Below are 17285 nucleotides of genomic sequence, written 5' to 3'. Positions count from 1 at the left end.
AATTTTTTGGCAAATTTAGCTATTCTTTACCAATATCTCTTTTGCCATTACCATTGGTACGCTGATGTATTTTTTTTCCATATAATCCATCACACGTTCCAGTACCAATCTGGAGTTCTCATCCAGGTTATTGATCTCTTCGGCAAAGATACCATTGATAGCAGTATGCTTAATTTCCTTGATTTTCTGAGGAACGCCACTCATGGCTATCTCAATTTCACGCTGGCGTAATACCAATTCAAAATCTTTGATGTTCTCTTCGATGATGTGTTCTGCGTTAACCAGCTCATCATAGCGTTCTTGTATATTTTTGCGGGCAACTTCTTTTAAAGATTCTACCTCTATGAAATGTATCGGGAAATTTTTCACTACTTCAGGAGCAGTGTCATTAGGGATGGCAAGATCTACAATTACTTTTTTACCGGTATCACCATTTAATAATTTCTTATAGATGGCTTCAGTAATAATAGGTTCTGTAGCGCCGGTACAGGTAATAATTACATCAAATCCCTGATCGTAATTTTCTAGTTCCGAAAGTGGATATGCAGTGCCATTTAAATCTTTGGCCAGCGCTTGGGCATTTTCTAAAGTTCTGTTGAATATAGAAAAGTTAGAGTATTTATGTTTTTTAAGGTATTGAGCAATATTTTTGTTGGTTTCTCCCGCTCCGATAATGAGCAATTTTACATTGCCACACATTTTTAGATCACGAAGTTTACGGTAAGCAAGAGAAACAATGGAGACGGGGTTTTTGGAGATATTGGTATGTGTGTAAACCTCTTTAGCTGTTTTTACCACACGGTTCATGATCATCCGCATATAATCGCCCGTAAATCCTGCAACCCTGCAAGCTTCATAAGCCTTCCGGATCTGGGCAAGAATTTCCTTCTCTCCTACAACCAGACTTTCTAAGGAACAGGATGTACGAAGCAAGTGATTAAACGCCTCCGCTTCTTCAYANNMWCAGAAAMAKTTKMSANGARMTTWTMCATGTATTGATCGGGTAACCCCATATCTAACACAGTAAGAAAACGACTGATAAAATCTCTGTCAACTTTTTCTGAGGATGTGAATACAAATTCAACACGATTACACGTTCCTACGTAGAATATTTCTTTAACTCCTAACTCAGATTGAATGTTTCTCAATCTGTCGTCCAGCGTCTGCTCACATATCACTAATTTACCTAAAGATTTGAGGTCAATCTGTTTATGCGTAAAAGCAATGATCTTTAAATATTCCAAAATCTATTATCCTGTTTATTTTTAGCGAAACAAAAGTAATAAGACGCCCTTGTTCCACTGTCATTATGCTGTAATTAAGAGTTATTTAGAAAGATTTTAAATAAATAGATTCATTTAAACATCCCGATATAAAAATTGTTATATTGGCTAAACACCATAAATGCAGACATATATGATACAAAAGGAGCAATTTACAATAAAAGGAGCAGATGAAAAAAACATATTTGGTGACACTACATATGACGATAAAAACACAAACATTGGTACCATAATATTTGTTCACGGCTTTAAAGGCTTCAAAGATTGGGGTGCTCACAACCTAATTGCCGAATGGTTTGCCAAAAATGGCTGCCGTTATGTGAAGTTTAACCTTAGTCATGGTGGAGTAACAGACCAAAATTCTAATGATGTAACCGATATGGAAGCCTTTGCTGACAACACATTTAGCAAGGAACTTTTTGATGTTGACCAAATGGTTAACTATGTTTCAAACACCTACCCATCTTCGCCTATTTACCTGATCGGACATAGTCGGGGTGGCGGGCTATCGATTATAAAAGCAGCTGATGATGAAAGGATTGATAAGCTGATTACCTGGTCGTCTATTTCGGATTTCTCGAGCCTTTGGAAAAAAGAGCAGGAAGAAGAATGGACTAAAACCGGCAAAATCTATGTAGAAAATGCWAGGACTAAAGAAAAAATGCCGTTAAANCAGCACGTTATTAGAAGACTTTAATAAGCACAAAGAAGAGCTGAACATTTTGAGTGCTGCAAAAAAGATAGATATCCCATGGTTAATTCTGCATGGTGATGATGATGTAAATGTGAGTTTTAGTGTAGCACAACAATTGGCACAAAAACAACTTAAAGCAAAAATATTAAAGATTGAAGGAGCTAATCATGTTTATGGGGCATCGCATCCGTATACATCGGCAAGCCTACCTGAGCATTTGCAACAGGTGGTGGAAAACACTTTCCGGTTTATTAGTCTATAAAAACAGCGGGTAACATCCATATGGATGATACCCGCTATAACTTAAATTACTTTACCTACTATTTAACAGTAAACGGCACTACAACATTACCCCATAAAAGGCTAACTTTTCCTGATTTTTCAATCTTAAAAGTCATTTTTTCAGTTGCAGAAGCAGCTTTACCAGGTTTTACCGCTACACGAAGTGCATCATCTGCCTCAGTGTAATCAGTACCCCATTGTTTCCAGGTTTTGTTAAAGATAATTGTCCATTCTTTTTCTCCTGGAATAGTATACAAACCATATTTACCTGCAGCAAGGGCTTTACCTTCTACCTTTACATCTTTGCTTGTTTCAAATACAGTTGCTTCATTTGCTCCGGTCCGCCATACTTTTCCATAAGGTGCAATATCGGCTCCTATTTTACGGCCTTTAACTGAAGGCTGACTGTAGTCAATGGTTACAGCAGCTCCAGATGCAAGCGTTTCTTTTGCTATAGCCGGAGGGCTGACTCTTTTGGACTTGTCATCCTGAGCAGAGCTGGTCAGCGTGGTAAACAAACCAGCAATTAATGTTAATACAAATAACTTTTTCATAAAATTGAGTTTTTACCTCCAAGATAAGAAAAATATGTTTAATAAATGCCCAGACTTCACCTGAATCAAAATGAAGCCCGAGCGGATTTAATTAAAGGATATAATAAAAAAGCCATTCATCCTTTTCAACATTTGATTGCACCAAATCAAACGACTTTACTTTCGCTTATTGTGAAGAAGCAAAGTTCTTTGATATAAAGTTGAAAGAGAGCATAGCCATCCCTTCTCCATCAACATCCTTATCTCTAATTACCCCAAGTTGAAGCGTATTTTCATCAAGAGATAAAATTTTATAGGTTGTCCAGTTACTTATTCCTGTAATTCCATTCTTTTCAGGTTTATATCCTCTAAGGATTGAACCCGAATTGATGGTTAACATTTTCGAATTCACATTTAAAAAGTAAGTTCCATTTTGTATAATTCCATTTTCCATAGGTTTAACGGCTTTAAAAGAAGCAGTTCCTTTTAGTCCAAACGTCATTACCCCATAATCACCTTTGGCCATCATATTCGGATAAATGTCGGCAAGTCCCGGACCCCAATTCCAGCAATCAGCACCATAGCATCCTGTGGTATTGGAACCCCATGGACCGCCGTCTTTAAGCCAACCAATATTTACTCCATAAAATGCAAAAGGTCCTGCAAAATAAACGCCTTCCGTATCCAATACCCATTCTTTCTCACTGCCAACGCCGCCAGTAAGCGCTATCCAAAGTGGGTCGTTCACGTAGTTCAAGTTATCTTGTGTAACTTTTACCACTACAGAATCCATCTTCACTTCTAATCCTCCGCTGAGTACAGAAAATTTAATCACATAATCTCCTTTAAAGGCAAATTTAACTGTATCTATCATCCTTCTGGAGGTTCCTGTTCCATAATCCCACATGGGTATAGTTCCCGGTGTAGCGTTTTTAAGAATTACAGTATTTCCACCGGCATCGGCCTTTAAATCCTGGGTTACAGTGTACTGAATTTCTGATTTATCGAGCGTCCTATCAATACTGTGCTCATTTTTTTTGCATGCACTGAACAGCAAAGGCATTATCAGCATTGCAAACATTTTTATATATAGTTTCATTTCTTTAATGATTAAAATAGATGATCTGTTACCAGCCTGCATTTTGTTTTAACGTTCCATTAGAAAGACCGATTTGGGTGTATGGTATTTGCTGCAAACCTTTTGTAGCAATGATATTTGCTGCAGATATTTTTTTCTCTGCGCTTACACCACCGTTTAATACCGTTGAAGTTTCGGCAATTTCCTGAGCTGCTTTATCTATTCCTTGACGCAATAAATCATAATAGCGTATTCCTTCAAAAGCAAATTCCAGTCTGCGCTCTCTAATGATGTTAGCCTGGCTTATCGCCAGCGGAGTAAATGCACCCTTATATGCACGCTGCCTCACCGCATCAAAATAGGTTTGCGCATTTCCACTTCCCAGCTCTGCGGCCATCAATAATACATCAGCATAACGGATAGATACATAATCCTGGAACTGACCAATCTGGAAGTTTGTATTACCATGTGCTTCTGGCAGAGGCTTGCCGTCTAACCCGATCATTGGGCTATATTTTTTCACATAGTAACCAGTATATTCTCTTTGACCTTTTTGATTTGTGAAGGGCAGGTTTTCGTCTACAATTGAAATGATAGAGCCTGCTCTTCTGGTGTCGGTAGGCAAGTATGCGTTCCATAATTTAGGGTTTACTGTTTCAGCGCCCCATCCGTTTCCATACGGGTAAAGTGCCTGCTCACGAATACCTGTCATTATCATCCAATGGTTGCCATCGGTATTGCCATCATAATCACTTGTATAAGTATATTTTATGGCGAAAATGGTTTCCTTATTATCCTCACCTGCATATGATGTTGGTGATGCAGCAGGCCATAGGTTTGCAAAATTTTCAATTAGACCATATCCGCCTTTTGTAATTACATCTTCAAGATAGGCAAGTGCTTCTGGTTTAGATACCAGACCAACTAAATCTGCCTTTGCATAATAACCAGTGTAAAACAAGAATACACGACCTATCAGCGCTTCGGCGGCATATCGGGTAACTCTGCCATGATTGGCAACAGCCTGAGCCGGGTAAGCAACTTCTGGTAAATTTGCTGCTGCGAATTTTAGATCTTCAGCTATTGCCTTGTAAACTTCATCTGGATTACTCTGTGGTAAATTCTCGGTAGATGGAGCAGTTAACAATGGAATATTACCCCAAAGTCTAACCATATCAAATAGCAGGTAGGCACGCAGAAAGCGGGCCTCAGATTCGTATGTTTTTCTCAACTCAGTATCTTTACCCCATTCAATCTGATCCAATTTACCCAGAAGGGTGTTGCAACGAAACAATGCTCTATAATACAAAACCCAGTTTCGATTGTATAAATTTTGGTCTGATGGTGAACGCGACTTATCAAATTCATCAATCATCTGGTAACCAAAACCATCAGAATTTCCGGTTGCACCAAAAGTATTGTCAGACATTACTTCGGCTGCAACCGGCAAGGCGACCCCCTCAGACCACACAACCTGTAGTCCATCATAACAACCAACAAGTGCGGTAAATGCGTCCTTTGGTGTTTTGTAAAAATTTTGATCTGTTACTGCTGTCACTTGCTCAGTATCCAGAAAACCTTTTTTGCATGCCCCTAAAGATAAAAGGCTTAGTGCAACAGCATATATTTTTATAGCTTTCATATTTTTATGATCTTGTAGTTAAAACTTAAGATTGGCTCCTATCATGAATGTTCTTGGCCTTGGATAATAACCTAAGTCTATACCCGACGCGAATCCTTGAGTACCATAACCTATCTCAGGGTCCATTCCATCGTATTTTGTAAATGTGTAAACGTTTAATGCAGCAGCATATAACCTTACCTGTTTCAGGTAGCTCTTTTTAAATACCTTCCCAAGATCATAACCAACAGTGATGTTACTGATCCTTAAGAAATCACCTTTTTGAATATACAGGTCAGAGAAATTACTCCAATTCCGGTTGTCTTCGGTTAAGCGGGGAATGGTATTCGATGAACCCTCTCCGTGCCATCTATCGAGTATTCGGGTGGTGTAATTACCAAACTGACTAGATGGATTTCTGTAAGATTGAACAATATCATTTCCGGCAACTCCAGAAGCTACAACAGAAAAATCGAAGCCTTTATAATCACCTGAAAGTGTGATGCCAAACGTATAATTAGGGTTCGGATTACCAATCATTCCTCTATCCAGGTTATCTATCATACCATCTCCGTTAATGTCTACATACTTAACGTCTCCAGGAGCAGCGGTTGGTTGTATTACCTTACCATTGGCAGATCTGTAGTTTTGAACCTCGGCTTCATTCTGAAAAATACCTGCTGTTTTTAGGCCCCAGAAATAACCAATTGGGAATCCGGTTTGAGCACGATAAAACTCAAGTGCATTGTTGAACAGTTCATTCTCGCCACCATGAATGATTTCATCGGAAGTAGGAATATTTTCAACTTTATTCTTATTGTAAGCACCATTAACCCCAACAGAATAATTAAATTCACCTACCTTGTTTCTATAAGTAAGTGCCAGTTCTATACCTGTATTTTTCACATTACCACCATTAATAAAAGGAGGATTGGCACCAGCTGTGGCAAGAATTGGCACAGCTATTAACCAATCTTTAGTAGTTTTATTATACCAGTCGAAGTTCAACGCAAATTTGCCCTGCAAAAAATTAGCATCAAATCCAATATTAGTCTGCTCTGAGGTTTCCCATTTCACTGCAGGATTACTAATTCTTTCCTGGTAGCCACCAGGAGTAAGCACACCCTCGTCAGGACCAAAAATATAATTTGTATTATTTAGCTTAATTGGCGCAAGATATTGAAACGCATCTATATTTTGACTTCCAACCTGCCCCCAGCTCGCACGTACCTTAAGAAAGTCCAACCAGTCTTTTTGTCCCTGCATAAAATTCTCGTTTGTTACTACCCAGCCTGCAGAAACAGAAGGGAAATACCCCCAGCGGTTTGCCGGGCCAAAACGTGAAGAACCATCTGCTCTGAAAGTGGCATTTAATAAGTATTTTTCCTTGTAATTATAATTTAACCTGCCAAAATAAGATAACCTGCGATCTGGATCGTTTGGTCTACCTCCAATAGTAATACCCGCTATGTTTTTACCCGTAGCGTTACTTAGCCAGGCATAATCAAAACTATCAGCAATCAAATTTGTATTGGTTCCAAAAATACTGGAACCATCTGCACGATATGCAGAGCTACCCACCATGGCTTCAAAAGTATGGTCATTATTTAAGGTAAATTTATAACTCAACAAATTATCCCAGATCAGAGATTTACCTTTATTCATTGACTGGCTGGCCTTGTTAACAAGGTTATAAGTATAAACAGAAAGACTGTATATAGGGGTATAAGAACGACTTTCGCCTGCACTGTAATCCATACCTAAACTGGTTTTGAATTTCAGATTTTTAATCGGTTCAATTACCATATAAATATCACCCAGTATACGCTGAGTATTATTTTTGTTCTGGCTGTTATATACCATCGATGCATAAGGATTTGCCTCAGCATTATTCCATGTAGACTTGCTGTTGTCAAAGAAGTTTCCATCCTCATCATACATCTTCAAAAATGGGCTGGCACTAAATGCTCCACGTAGTGTGTTATTATACTGATTACCAACACTTATACCATTATTTTTAATATCTGAGTAGGTAAGGTGCTGACCAATTTTGACGATATCTTTATAAAAGTTATGTTCAGAATTGATTTTAAAGCTGTAGCGTTGGTAATTAGACAAGCCTTTACCCCCTACAATACCTTCCTGCCCGGTATAAGATAAACCCAATGAATAAACTGAGGCTTCAGATGCACCGGATGCGCCAAGTGCATAATTTTGTGTAAGTGCATTGTCTACAAACATCTCGTCCATCCAGTTTGTACCCTTGCCAAAAGCTTTTATTTCATCATTAGTAAACAGTGGTTGTTTCCCTCCATTAACAGCAGCTTCGCTCATCATAGCCGCGTATTGCGAAGCATCAAGCAACGCTAATTTTTTTGCAACATTTTGTACGCCTGCGTAAGCATCAAAAGTAATTTGTCCTGTTTGCCCACGTTTACCTTGTCGTGTAGTAACCAACACTACACCATTAGCCGCCTGGGAGCCATAAATAGCCGCAGATGCAGCATCTTTTAAAACATCGATCGATTCAATATCTGATGAGTTTAAATAAGTGATATCGCCAGTAAGCACTCCATCCACAACATATAGCGGCGATGCATTGCCAATGGTACCTAATCCCCTTATGGTTACTTTGATGTTTTCGCCAGGCTGACCAGAAGTAGACGTAATCTGTACGCCGGGAGTTTGTCCCTGTAAGCCTTGCAAGGCGTTAGTGGTACTTTGCTTTTGCAGCGTCTCTCCTTTAATCTGAACTGTGGCACCGGTTACCAGTTTCTTTTGCTGAACGCCATACCCCACTACCACTACTTCGTTGAGGCCCTGGTTATCTTCAGCTAAACTAGTGTTGATGGTGTTACCTTGCCCAACTGTTACTTCTTTGGCTACAAAACCAATAGAACTAACCTGTAGTATATCTCCTGTTTGAGCATTAATGGTGTATGCACCATCGTTATCGGTTCCTGTTCCACCAGTTTTTCCTTTTACTTTTACTACTGCACCCGGTATAGCGAGTCCATCCGCCGCAGTTACTTTTCCACTGATCTGACGCTGCTGTGCAAATAGAGATTCGCTAAAAACAAGCAGTGAAAGAAACATCAGCAGAAAAATATGTTCTCTTTTAATCATAGAATTCTTTTTCATGCCGTTCATAAAGATTTGGTAAATAATTGATTCATTTTATATTGGTTTAATTTTGATTAAAGCTTTATTGTAGTAGCCTTACCATTGTAAGTAATGGTGTGGTTTACCTTTTGGTTAAAGTCTAATACCCTGGCTGATTTGGGAGTAATCACCACGATCTTAAAGGTTCTATTTTCAAGCATTCCCTTAAAACTTCCTTTGCGATCAGCTACTGCAAGCGTTTTGGTTTTTTCGTCGTAATTGAAATCTATTGTAGCAAAAGCACCTTTCTCATAATTGTAATTGGTACCCTCATCCTCATAAAGAGAGAATGAAGCATCTTTACCGGTATACACAAAGAGCGTTATCGGATCAGCAGGTTTTTCTGAAGTATATTGTAATTCCGGGCCCGTAGGAACAATAGATCCTTCTTTTACATACACAGGCATCTTTTCATATGGTGCATCAGCTTTAATGGTTTGTCCGCCGTTAAAATACTTGCCCGTATATAGATCATACCACCCTTGTCCAGATGGCAGGTATACTTCCCTGTTCCTATCCTTGTACTTATAAACAGGATTAATTAATAGCGAAGGACCAAAAAGAAAGGCATCCGACAAATTAGCAGCTTTAAGATCCTGAGGAAAGTCCATCATCAAACCACGCATCATGGTATAATCGTGCTGATAGGTATTTCCGGCAATTGAATAGATATAAGGCATCAGTCTATAGCGCAACTTATTGTAGTACAGCATGCTTTTATACGCAGGATGACCCTCTGGCGCAATGTTATAGATCTCTCTGAAAGGAAACTGTCCGTGTACCCTAAACAAAGGAACAAAAGCGCCAAACTGATACCACCTGGCATTCAGTTCTCTCCACTCTTCCAGGTCTTCTTTATTAGGTTTCTCATAACGCTTTTCAACAGAAAAACCACCAATATCCATGGTCCAGTAAGGCATGCCCGATAGCGAAAAATTCACCCCTGCACCGATCTGGGTTTTCATGTCTTCCCATCTGGAAGCGATATCTCCGCTCCATGCCGCAGCAGCATATCTTTGCAAGCCTGCATATGCAGACCGTGTTAGAATAAACACCCTGTTTTCGTTGTTCACTTTACGTTGTCCTTCGTAAATACCTTTGGCATTAACCAGCGGAAATGCATTGAAGTAAGTTGTAGAGGATCCTACATAAGTTGGGTTCATCAGGTCCTTTCTGATCTCAACCGGTAAATTCGAATGCATATCAGGCTCTGTAGCATCCATCCACCAGGCATCTATACCTTTGCTATACAACCTTTTGTTCATCAGGTCCCAAAATGCGGTTCTCGCTTTAGGGTTAAAAGCATCGTAGAATGTGTTCGAATATCCCTTTCCAATCCAATCTACACGGCCATCTGCGATGTTTCTTTTATAAAGGAAATTTTCTTTGTTTAACTTATCATAGATATCGAAGCCCTTATTAAACTTAGGCCAAACAGAGATCATCAGGTTCACATTTTGTTTATGAAGAGATTTGATCATCCCATCAGGATCAGCAAAACGTGCAGGGTCAAACTGCTGACTACCCCATTCCGGCTGTTTCCAGTACGACCAGTCCAGTACAATATTATCAAGCGGGATTTTTCTGTCGCGGAATTCTTTTACGGTTGATAAAATTTCGTCCTGTGTTTTATAACGTTCTCTGCTTTGCCAAAAACCCATAGCCCATTTTGGCATCAATACCGCTTTTCCGGTTACTGTGCGGTACCCGCTGATTACCTGATCGGCACTTGCACCGCCAATAAAATAATAGTTAATTGAGGCACCAGATTCAGAACTAAGCGCAAAGGTATTTTTTAATGATTCTGGCAAAGGAGGCAAACAGGTTAAGCCCAGGTAAGACTCCCCTCCATCGGGTATCCATTCTATTTTGATTTTGGTTTTCTTACCTTTTTTTAATTCCAGATCCAATATTGCAGACCCTGAATTCCAGGCCTGACGCCAAAAATCGGCAACAAGCTTATCATCAAACCAAACTTTAATATAACCTGCATATTTTAACTGAAGCTGATACAACCCTTCCAGCTCGCTTCCCACAGCCCCCTCATAATGCACCACGGCATCCTGCATTTTTATGTCCGAAGGAAATTTATGCTGATCGGTTAACCAGTTTATAGATAGTTCAGATATAGGTTGTTTAAGCAACGCCTTACCGGGTTCGGTTTTTGAAGTGTAGGTAGCAGTAAGCCACCCTTCATCCCCTTCTTTAGAAAATAATTTTAGTGCAGTTAAAGGCTGGTAATCTCTGATGTCGCCAGCGCGGGTAATTGAGTAATTGTCCCAAAGCAGCCCATAACCTTTATTAGAAACAAAAAAGGGAACACCTATTTCTGTATTGTACTGTACAAGATCTACCCTGCGTCCGCTATAATTTACCAGTCCCTGCTGGTGCTGGCCCAAACCGTAATACGCTTCATTTTCCTGCGCATCGAATAGCTGAGAAACCTGATAAGACGGCTCTCCATTAAATACTTTAGGGATAAGTGAAAGCCCTTCGGTTTTTGTTTGCGCCAGCAATACTTTACCGTTGGCATCACGATAGGTAATTAAACCGGTTTTTGTGGATACTTCAACTTTTAACGATGAAGTACTTAAGGTCACCTGGTCGGGTGAGTTAGTTGTTGTAAATTTAACAGCGGCATCTGAAAGCTTAACAGCCATTAAACTTTTGTCGTCAGGAAACTTGTCTGTCGCAATTGCAGTTACATGAATGATCTGATCGGATACGGGCTGAAGTTTTATTTTTTTAATTCCCGAGGCAGAATGTTGAATAGGAATTTCAATCCCTGAGGTTGTTTGCACATCATCTTTTACTTGCCCGTTTACATTTATATATAGTAACATACTACTTATAAATATTACGGCGCTCACCCTAATTTTTCGCATAGAAATAAATACTGTTTATACTTGGTTGATTTATTTCTAAAGGTATATGCAAGCAAAAAAAGGCAGGGCATTCAAATGATAACAATTAGGTATTCATATGTTAACAAATCGGCCAAAACGAGGATTAAACAGGCTCTTGGTCGGGTTTTATGAGGGCATACGCTGATGGCAGCATATTGAATTCCTGCTTAAAATATTTACTGAAATGTTTAGGGTTACTGAAGCCAACTTCATAGGCTACCTCGGCAATGGTCATTTGCGATTTCAGCAACAAGGGTTTAGATTTTAACAACCTGTAAGAACGTATATATTCTACAGGTGATTTACCTGTTAGCGGAAGTACTTTTTTATATAAACCTACCCTGCTCATATTCATGTCTGCACTTAACTGATCAACAGTATAAGCAGAGTCTGACAAATGTTTTTCTATATGAAAAGACAACTGTCTGATGAACTTATCGTCAACAGATTCGATTTCTGTTTCCAGCGGTTTAAACTCTACCTGCTTTTGATAGGTCTTTTTTGAAAGTGCCTGCTGCTGCAACAGGTTTCTTATTTTGGACAAAAGGATCTCAAAGTTGAAGGGCTTGGTCATGTAATCACTTGCACCGGTTTCCAGACCGATCAATTGTTCGTCTTCGGTAGTCAGTGCGGTAAGTAATATCACAGGCAAATGGGCAGTACGCTTATCTGCTTTAATTTTCCGACAAAGATCAATGCCATTCATTTCAGGCATACTCACATCGCTAACAATCAAATCAGGATGTATCGAAAGTATTTTTTGCCAACCTTCTTTACCATTGGCCGCCTCGGCTATCTGGTAGTATTCTTTTAAATTATCCTTTAAATAAAACCTAAAATCCTCATTATCTTCTACCAGCATGAGCACAGGCTTTTTACTTTTCCATACAAACTTAGGATCGCTTACCGCACTTTCTTCTACCCCCGCCGTAATGAGCAGGTCAAGCTTAGGTTCTGGAACAGAAGTTTCTATATCTGTTTTAGGAAAAACAAGGTAAACTGTAAACTCAGTACCTTCATTCACCATGCTGTCAACCGTAATGTGTCCACCATGTAACCGTACAAATTCCCTGGTAATCGACAAGCCAATACCGCTACCCTGATTAACAATGGAATCGGGAACATCATTTTGAAAAAATCTTTCGAATATCCTTGCCTTGTTATCCTCAGGAATACCAATACCCGTATCAGAAACTTTAAGAATTAACTGAGTTTGTTTTTGTTCATTAATGGTAGTGAGCAAACTTACCTTCACTTTACCACCCTGTGGTGTAAATTTGAAAGCATTTGAAAGMAGNKTAMWSAGTWTMCNKTTYAMYTTKWTMATGATCAAAAAAGGTAATCAGGCTCTTTCTATCGGTTTGAAAACTAAAACTGATGTTCTTTCTGTCGGCTATATCACTAAAAGAAAACGATAGCTCCTGAATAAAAGAAATGATATCACCTGTTTTAGGGTGCAGTCTTAATTCATGCACCTCCATCCTTCTAAAATCCAGCAATTGATTTACCAGATTCAGCAAGCGGCGCCCGTTCCGCTGAATCATTTGAAGTTGCGGCCTTTCTGAATCCTGAGCTTGTTTAATCAGTTTCTCAAGTGGCGTGATGATCAGCGACAAGGGTGTTCTGAATTCATGACTTACATTGGTAAGAAATTTTATCTTAAGCAGGTCCAGCTCATGCATCCGCTTGGCTTGTTGTCGCTCCTGTTCTATTAAAAACTCTTTCTTTATCCTTTGAATGCCACGATGCCTGATGAAAAACAGCGTACCACCAATTAGCAATACGTAGATGATATAGGCTAGCGTGGTTCTCCAAAATGGAGGCATAATGGTAATACCAAGACTGGTCTCATTGCTTACCCAATTTCCCGACGCATCAGTAGAAATCACTTTAAAGGTATAATCGCCCGGATCAATATTGGTATAGGTTGCCAAGCGGTTATCCCCCTGAAGTTCCTGCCAGTGCTGATCAAATCCTTCGAGCTTATACCGGTATTTTATTTTTTGAGGATTAAAAAAGTTCAGTGCTGCAAACTTAAGTGCAAACCCGTTCTGGCTATGRYWCRACKYTMWWYCKWTSKTANMWRRWRATANCSKYCTWTRWSMWWWCMMWYMCRWWWAMYKGMTNCATYAMKRYMRAYMCKYYWRWTRGMARWMTRMWKWTYSSWAAWRWSKWTRANAGSWTTSKKATTRKCATTTYTKWTWTYKMMYGRTNYKRMRAMSAYYRARRYCWWYWSYCYYTCCMWAYANRAMGCTCTCCCGATCTGGTCTTATACCCTGCATTGGCATTAAACGCATTGCCCTGCAAACCGTCATGTTCATCGTACTTACGAAAGGTGTACGAGAATTTGCCTGTATTTATCTTCTTAACCATGATCTCGAACAAACCATTCGCCGTGCTTATCCAAAGATTTTTGTCGTTATCCTCAACCACTTTTAAAGTGGTCATTTCAGTGAGTCCATCTTTGCTGTCGAAATTCTGGAACTGCCCGGATTCAGGATTTAACCTGCTTAAACCATCACGTGTAGATATCCAAATAAAACCATAGCTATCCTCCATCATACCATAAACAACATTATTGATCAATGATTTTTTGTCGCCGGGTTTATTCTTGTAATGAACAAATCTGCCATCCGGTTTCATTTCATCAACACCTTCAGAAGTGCCTATCCATATATTGCCTTTCCTATCCTCTATTAAACAGGAGAGCGAATTTGAAATGATGCCATTCTTATCCCCTACTTTTTTGTGAAGAAAAACGCCCTTGCTTCTATCGAATTTATCCAGCCCACCACCTAAGGTCGCAACCCACAGATTTCCGGTCCTATCTTCAAGAATATCCCACACCCGGTCATCGGTCAGGCTATTTTTATCTTGGCTACTGTGTTTATAATTGATGAACTTTGCACCATCAAAGCAGCTTAATCCCCCAAAATAAGTGCCTACCCATAATTTTTTTTGATGATCTATAAACAGGCTTACAATGATGTCGTTACTTAAACTGTTTGGGTTACCGGGCTCATGCACATACCTTTTAAACTGACCTGTTTTTCTATTAAAATAAAATAGTCCTCCACCGTTCGTGCCAATCCAGATGTTACCCAGGTCATCTTCTACAAAACGGTTTACATCATCATAAGTCAGGCCACTCGGATTTGCATTCTGGTGTTTATAGAGTGGGAATTTGAGAATCTTTTCATGATAAAAGCTAACACCTTTTTTAAATGTGCCTACCCATATTATACCTGAATGATCTTTATACAAGGTTAAAATGGCATTCTGCCCAATACTTTTGACATCGTCCTCTTTATTAACAAGATACCTGACACTAAAATTTCTCTTATCCAGCAGGTTAACACCGCCATGATCCGTTCCTATCCAAATCAATCCTTTATCGTCCTGAATGATACTGCTGATCAGGTTGTTATTCAGACCATTTGGCGCCTTGTCTATAAATCTGGTTTTCCCTGTTTTGGTTTCATAAAAATCTACTCCCCTCTGGCTGTTCAGGGTATATATCCATAGATCGGATGCATTATCAACAAACAGTTTAAAGTTTTGAGAAACCAAAGGATCGTCATGTTTGAATACTGAGATACGCTTTTGCACTTTGCCAGTAGAACTGTTGAGCAGTTCAATGGTCTTGTCCGTATGAATAACCCAAATGTCTCCATTAGGTCCTTTCTGTAATGCTGAAACAGGAGAACCAGCTAGTGAGGCGGCATTCCCGGTATTCAGTTTTAAATGAATACTCTTTTTGCTAATGGTATCATATTTAAAGACGCCTTCGTCGCCCCCGTTGAACCAAAAACCGCCTTTATTATCTTTTACTACTTCTATGATCTTTTTAGCAATGATGTTTAATTCCTTCAGGTAAGGTTTCACATCCCTTATAAAACTTTGGGTTTCCGCATCATAGATATTTGCCCCAGTCTTGGTTTCCAGATAGAGCTTGTTTTCGGGTAGTTCAAAAATATTGGCAATAAAATCGTCACTTATTGATTTACCATCTCTTGGATCGTGCTTAAAAACTTTTATCTGCTGACCATCAAAACGGTTCAATCCGGAAAGGGTACCAATCCATATAAAGCCCTTGCTGTCTTTAAGAATTGTATTTACCTGGTTATGAGAAAGCCCATCAGAGAGATTTATACTCGAAAACTGAATCTGGTCCTGTTGGGCTAACCCAACAGATGAAATCAGGAAGAAGATTAATGCAATTATGGTTTTCCTTGCAAACATTAAAGATTCATTTTATAAAATTCATGCATGGTATTCCTTAAATCAGAATAAAGCGTTTTAAAGATCCTAAAATTCCTCAGGTAAACCTCAGCATTATTGGTGTTTGGTTTAACCATTTTTGGCGTTTTATTTACCAAATCGGAATAATCATGAATCAAACCAAAGGCTTTCATTGCCAACAGTGCAGCACCAACTGCCGAAGCATCTTCTGTTTGTGTAATCACCAGATCTTTTCCGGTAATATCAGCCATGATCTGCATCCAAACATCCGACTTCACAATGCCTCCGCTAATATTGATCTGTTTGATGGGTTCAGCATTTTCCTGCAAGGCATCAAGCACATTATACATCGCATAGCAGATTCCCTCTAGTACAGCTCTCGAAAAATGGGCTTTTCCATGTTCCAGCTTTACACCAAAGAATACGCCGCAGCTTTCGCTATCCCATATCGGTGCCCGATCTCCGGTGAGGTAAGGTAAAAACAGCAACCCGTTACTTCCAGCCTTTATGCCGGCAATTTCCGCAAAAAGCTGTTCATAATCGGTTGCTCCGGGTTCATGCTTGATGTTATTTTTTATCCACCATTGTAAGGCAATGCCCCCATTATTTATGGGGCCACCGCAAATAAAAGTATCCTTATCCAGGATATAACTAAATGTCATTGCCTTTTCATTCGGCAAGGGATTATCGCTGGCTATTCTTACCGCACCACTTGTACCTATGGTCATCACCGCAATGCCGGGTTTAATCCCTCCGCTCCCCAGATTGGCCATACAGCCATCGCTTGCGCCAATTACAACAGCAATACCAGAGTCTAGAAATTTAGTGTAATCAGTTTGTACAGGTTCAGAAAGCATTTCACTATCTATCCCCGTGATCTTAAGGGAATCTGTATGCCAGGCCAGCTCCCCTATGTTAAACAGACCTGTGCATGAAGCGATTGAGTAATCTATCTTGAATTCTCTGAAAAGCTTGTACCAGATGTATTCTTTTATAGAAATGAACTTATGCGTTTGGCTAAATAAGCCTGGATCATTTTCCTTTAACCAAATGATTTTGCATAAAGGCGACATGGCGTGCAAGGGTGTACCTGTTGCTTTATAAATGGACACGCCCATGTCAGTGTTTCTTAATCCTTTAGCAATTTCAGAACTTCGATTATCGGCCCAGGTTATCATTGGCGCCAGTGCGTTACCATTTTCATCAACCGGTATCAGGCTGTGCATGGCGCTGCTAAGAGATATTGCTTTAGGCATATTGCCAATTTCAGCAATCAATCCATCCATGCTTTTCTTAAAAGCATTCCAGATTTCTTCCGGATTCTGTTCATGATAACCGGGATGTGGCGAGGTAAAAGAATAATGCTGCTGAAATGCACCAAATGATTTGCATTTGGTATCTACAGCAACCGCTTTTACACTCCCCGTACCGATATCTATTCCTAAAACATAATCCATAATTGCAATTTAACATTGCAAGATAGA

9 protein-coding genes and 3 pseudogenes are annotated in these 17285 nt (G+C 39.5%); 2 read left to right on the top strand and 10 right to left on the bottom strand.

Annotated elements, in window-relative coordinates; translation table 11 throughout:
* Positions 1–15: 15 nt before the first annotated feature.
* A pseudogene (hemA, locus tag N824_RS04295) lies at positions 16–1244 on the bottom strand (glutamyl-tRNA reductase).
* Between the two features lie 160 nt (positions 1245–1404).
* On the opposite strand from hemA, the gene N824_RS04290 reads away from it, so the two are divergent.
* Positions 1405–1980 carry a S9 family peptidase gene (locus tag N824_RS04290; protein ID WP_235206987.1) on the top strand — a complete coding sequence of 192 codons (576 nt, stop codon included), beginning with the start codon at positions 1405–1407 and terminating at the stop codon, positions 1978–1980.
* A 25-nt stretch (positions 1981–2005) separates the two neighbouring features.
* On the top strand, positions 2006–2239 hold the full coding sequence (locus N824_RS34020; protein ID WP_235206986.1) for a S9 family peptidase: 234 nt from the start codon (positions 2006–2008) through the stop codon (positions 2237–2239).
* Between the two features lie 58 nt (positions 2240–2297).
* On the opposite strand, the gene N824_RS04285 is transcribed toward N824_RS34020, so the two are convergent.
* From N824_RS04285 to N824_RS04250, 9 genes and pseudogenes are all read right to left on the bottom strand, one after another.
* Positions 2298–2813 carry a DUF2911 domain-containing protein gene (locus N824_RS04285; protein ID WP_048903896.1) on the bottom strand — a complete coding sequence of 172 codons (516 nt, stop codon included), beginning with the start codon at positions 2811–2813 and terminating at the stop codon, positions 2298–2300.
* Positions 2814–2979: 166 nt separating this feature from the next.
* On the bottom strand, positions 2980–3891 hold the full coding sequence (locus N824_RS04280) for a hypothetical protein (protein WP_152541979.1): 912 nt from the start codon (positions 3889–3891) through the stop codon (positions 2980–2982).
* Positions 3892–3919: 28 nt separating this feature from the next.
* A complete protein-coding gene (locus N824_RS04275) occupies positions 3920–5512 on the bottom strand; it encodes a RagB/SusD family nutrient uptake outer membrane protein (RefSeq protein ID WP_048903894.1) in 1593 nt (530 codons plus the stop codon).
* Between the two features lie 18 nt (positions 5513–5530).
* Positions 5531–8632, bottom strand: coding sequence for a TonB-dependent receptor (locus N824_RS04270; RefSeq protein ID WP_048904104.1), 3102 nt, complete (start codon positions 8630–8632; stop codon positions 5531–5533).
* Positions 8633–8688: 56 nt separating this feature from the next.
* A complete protein-coding gene (locus N824_RS04265; protein ID WP_235206985.1) occupies positions 8689–11496 on the bottom strand; it encodes a glycoside hydrolase family 31 protein in 2808 nt (935 codons plus the stop codon).
* Between the two features lie 166 nt (positions 11497–11662).
* Positions 11663–12814 (bottom strand): response regulator, encoded by a 1152-nt coding sequence (locus N824_RS27850; protein ID WP_373419277.1) that lies wholly within the window; start codon positions 12812–12814, stop codon positions 11663–11665.
* Position 12815: 1 nt separating this feature from the next.
* Positions 12816–13559: pseudogene (locus tag N824_RS27845) on the bottom strand (triple tyrosine motif-containing protein).
* Positions 13560–13614: 55 nt separating this feature from the next.
* A pseudogene (locus tag N824_RS04255) lies at positions 13615–15801 on the bottom strand (two-component regulator propeller domain-containing protein).
* The gene (locus N824_RS04250; protein ID WP_048903891.1) at positions 15801–17258 is read right to left on the bottom strand and encodes a gluconokinase; all 1458 of its coding nucleotides are present in this window, start codon (positions 17256–17258) and stop codon (positions 15801–15803) included. Before N824_RS04250 ends, N824_RS04255 begins: the two are co-directional and overlap by 1 nt.
* Positions 17259–17285: the final 27 nt, after the last annotated feature.

This window comes from Pedobacter sp. V48 (genome assembly GCF_000523515.1).
GTDB lineage: Bacteria > Bacteroidota > Bacteroidia > Sphingobacteriales > Sphingobacteriaceae > Pedobacter.
Note: the sequence above shows the minus strand (reverse complement) of the source record. Positions and strands in the feature narration are given on the sequence as shown.

Bases quoted from the DNA above. Each gene is read 5' to 3' on its own strand.
- N824_RS04285 (WP_048903896.1), bottom strand. From the start codon at position 2,813: ATGAAAAAGTTATTTGTATTAACATTAATTGCTGGTTTGTTTACCACG.
- N824_RS04280 (WP_152541979.1), bottom strand. From the start codon at position 3,891: ATGAAACTATATATAAAAATGTTTGCAATGCTGATAATGCCTTTGCTG.
- N824_RS04275 (WP_048903894.1), bottom strand. From the start codon at position 5,512: ATGAAAGCTATAAAAATATATGCTGTTGCACTAAGCCTTTTATCTTTA.
- N824_RS04270 (WP_048904104.1), bottom strand. From the start codon at position 8,632: ATGAAAAAGAATTCTATGATTAAAAGAGAACATATTTTTCTGCTGATG.
- N824_RS04265 (WP_235206985.1), bottom strand. From the start codon at position 11,496: ATGTTACTATATATAAATGTAAACGGGCAAGTAAAAGATGATGTGCAA.
- N824_RS04250 (WP_048903891.1), bottom strand. From the start codon at position 17,258: ATGGATTATGTTTTAGGAATAGATATCGGTACGGGGAGTGTAAAAGCG.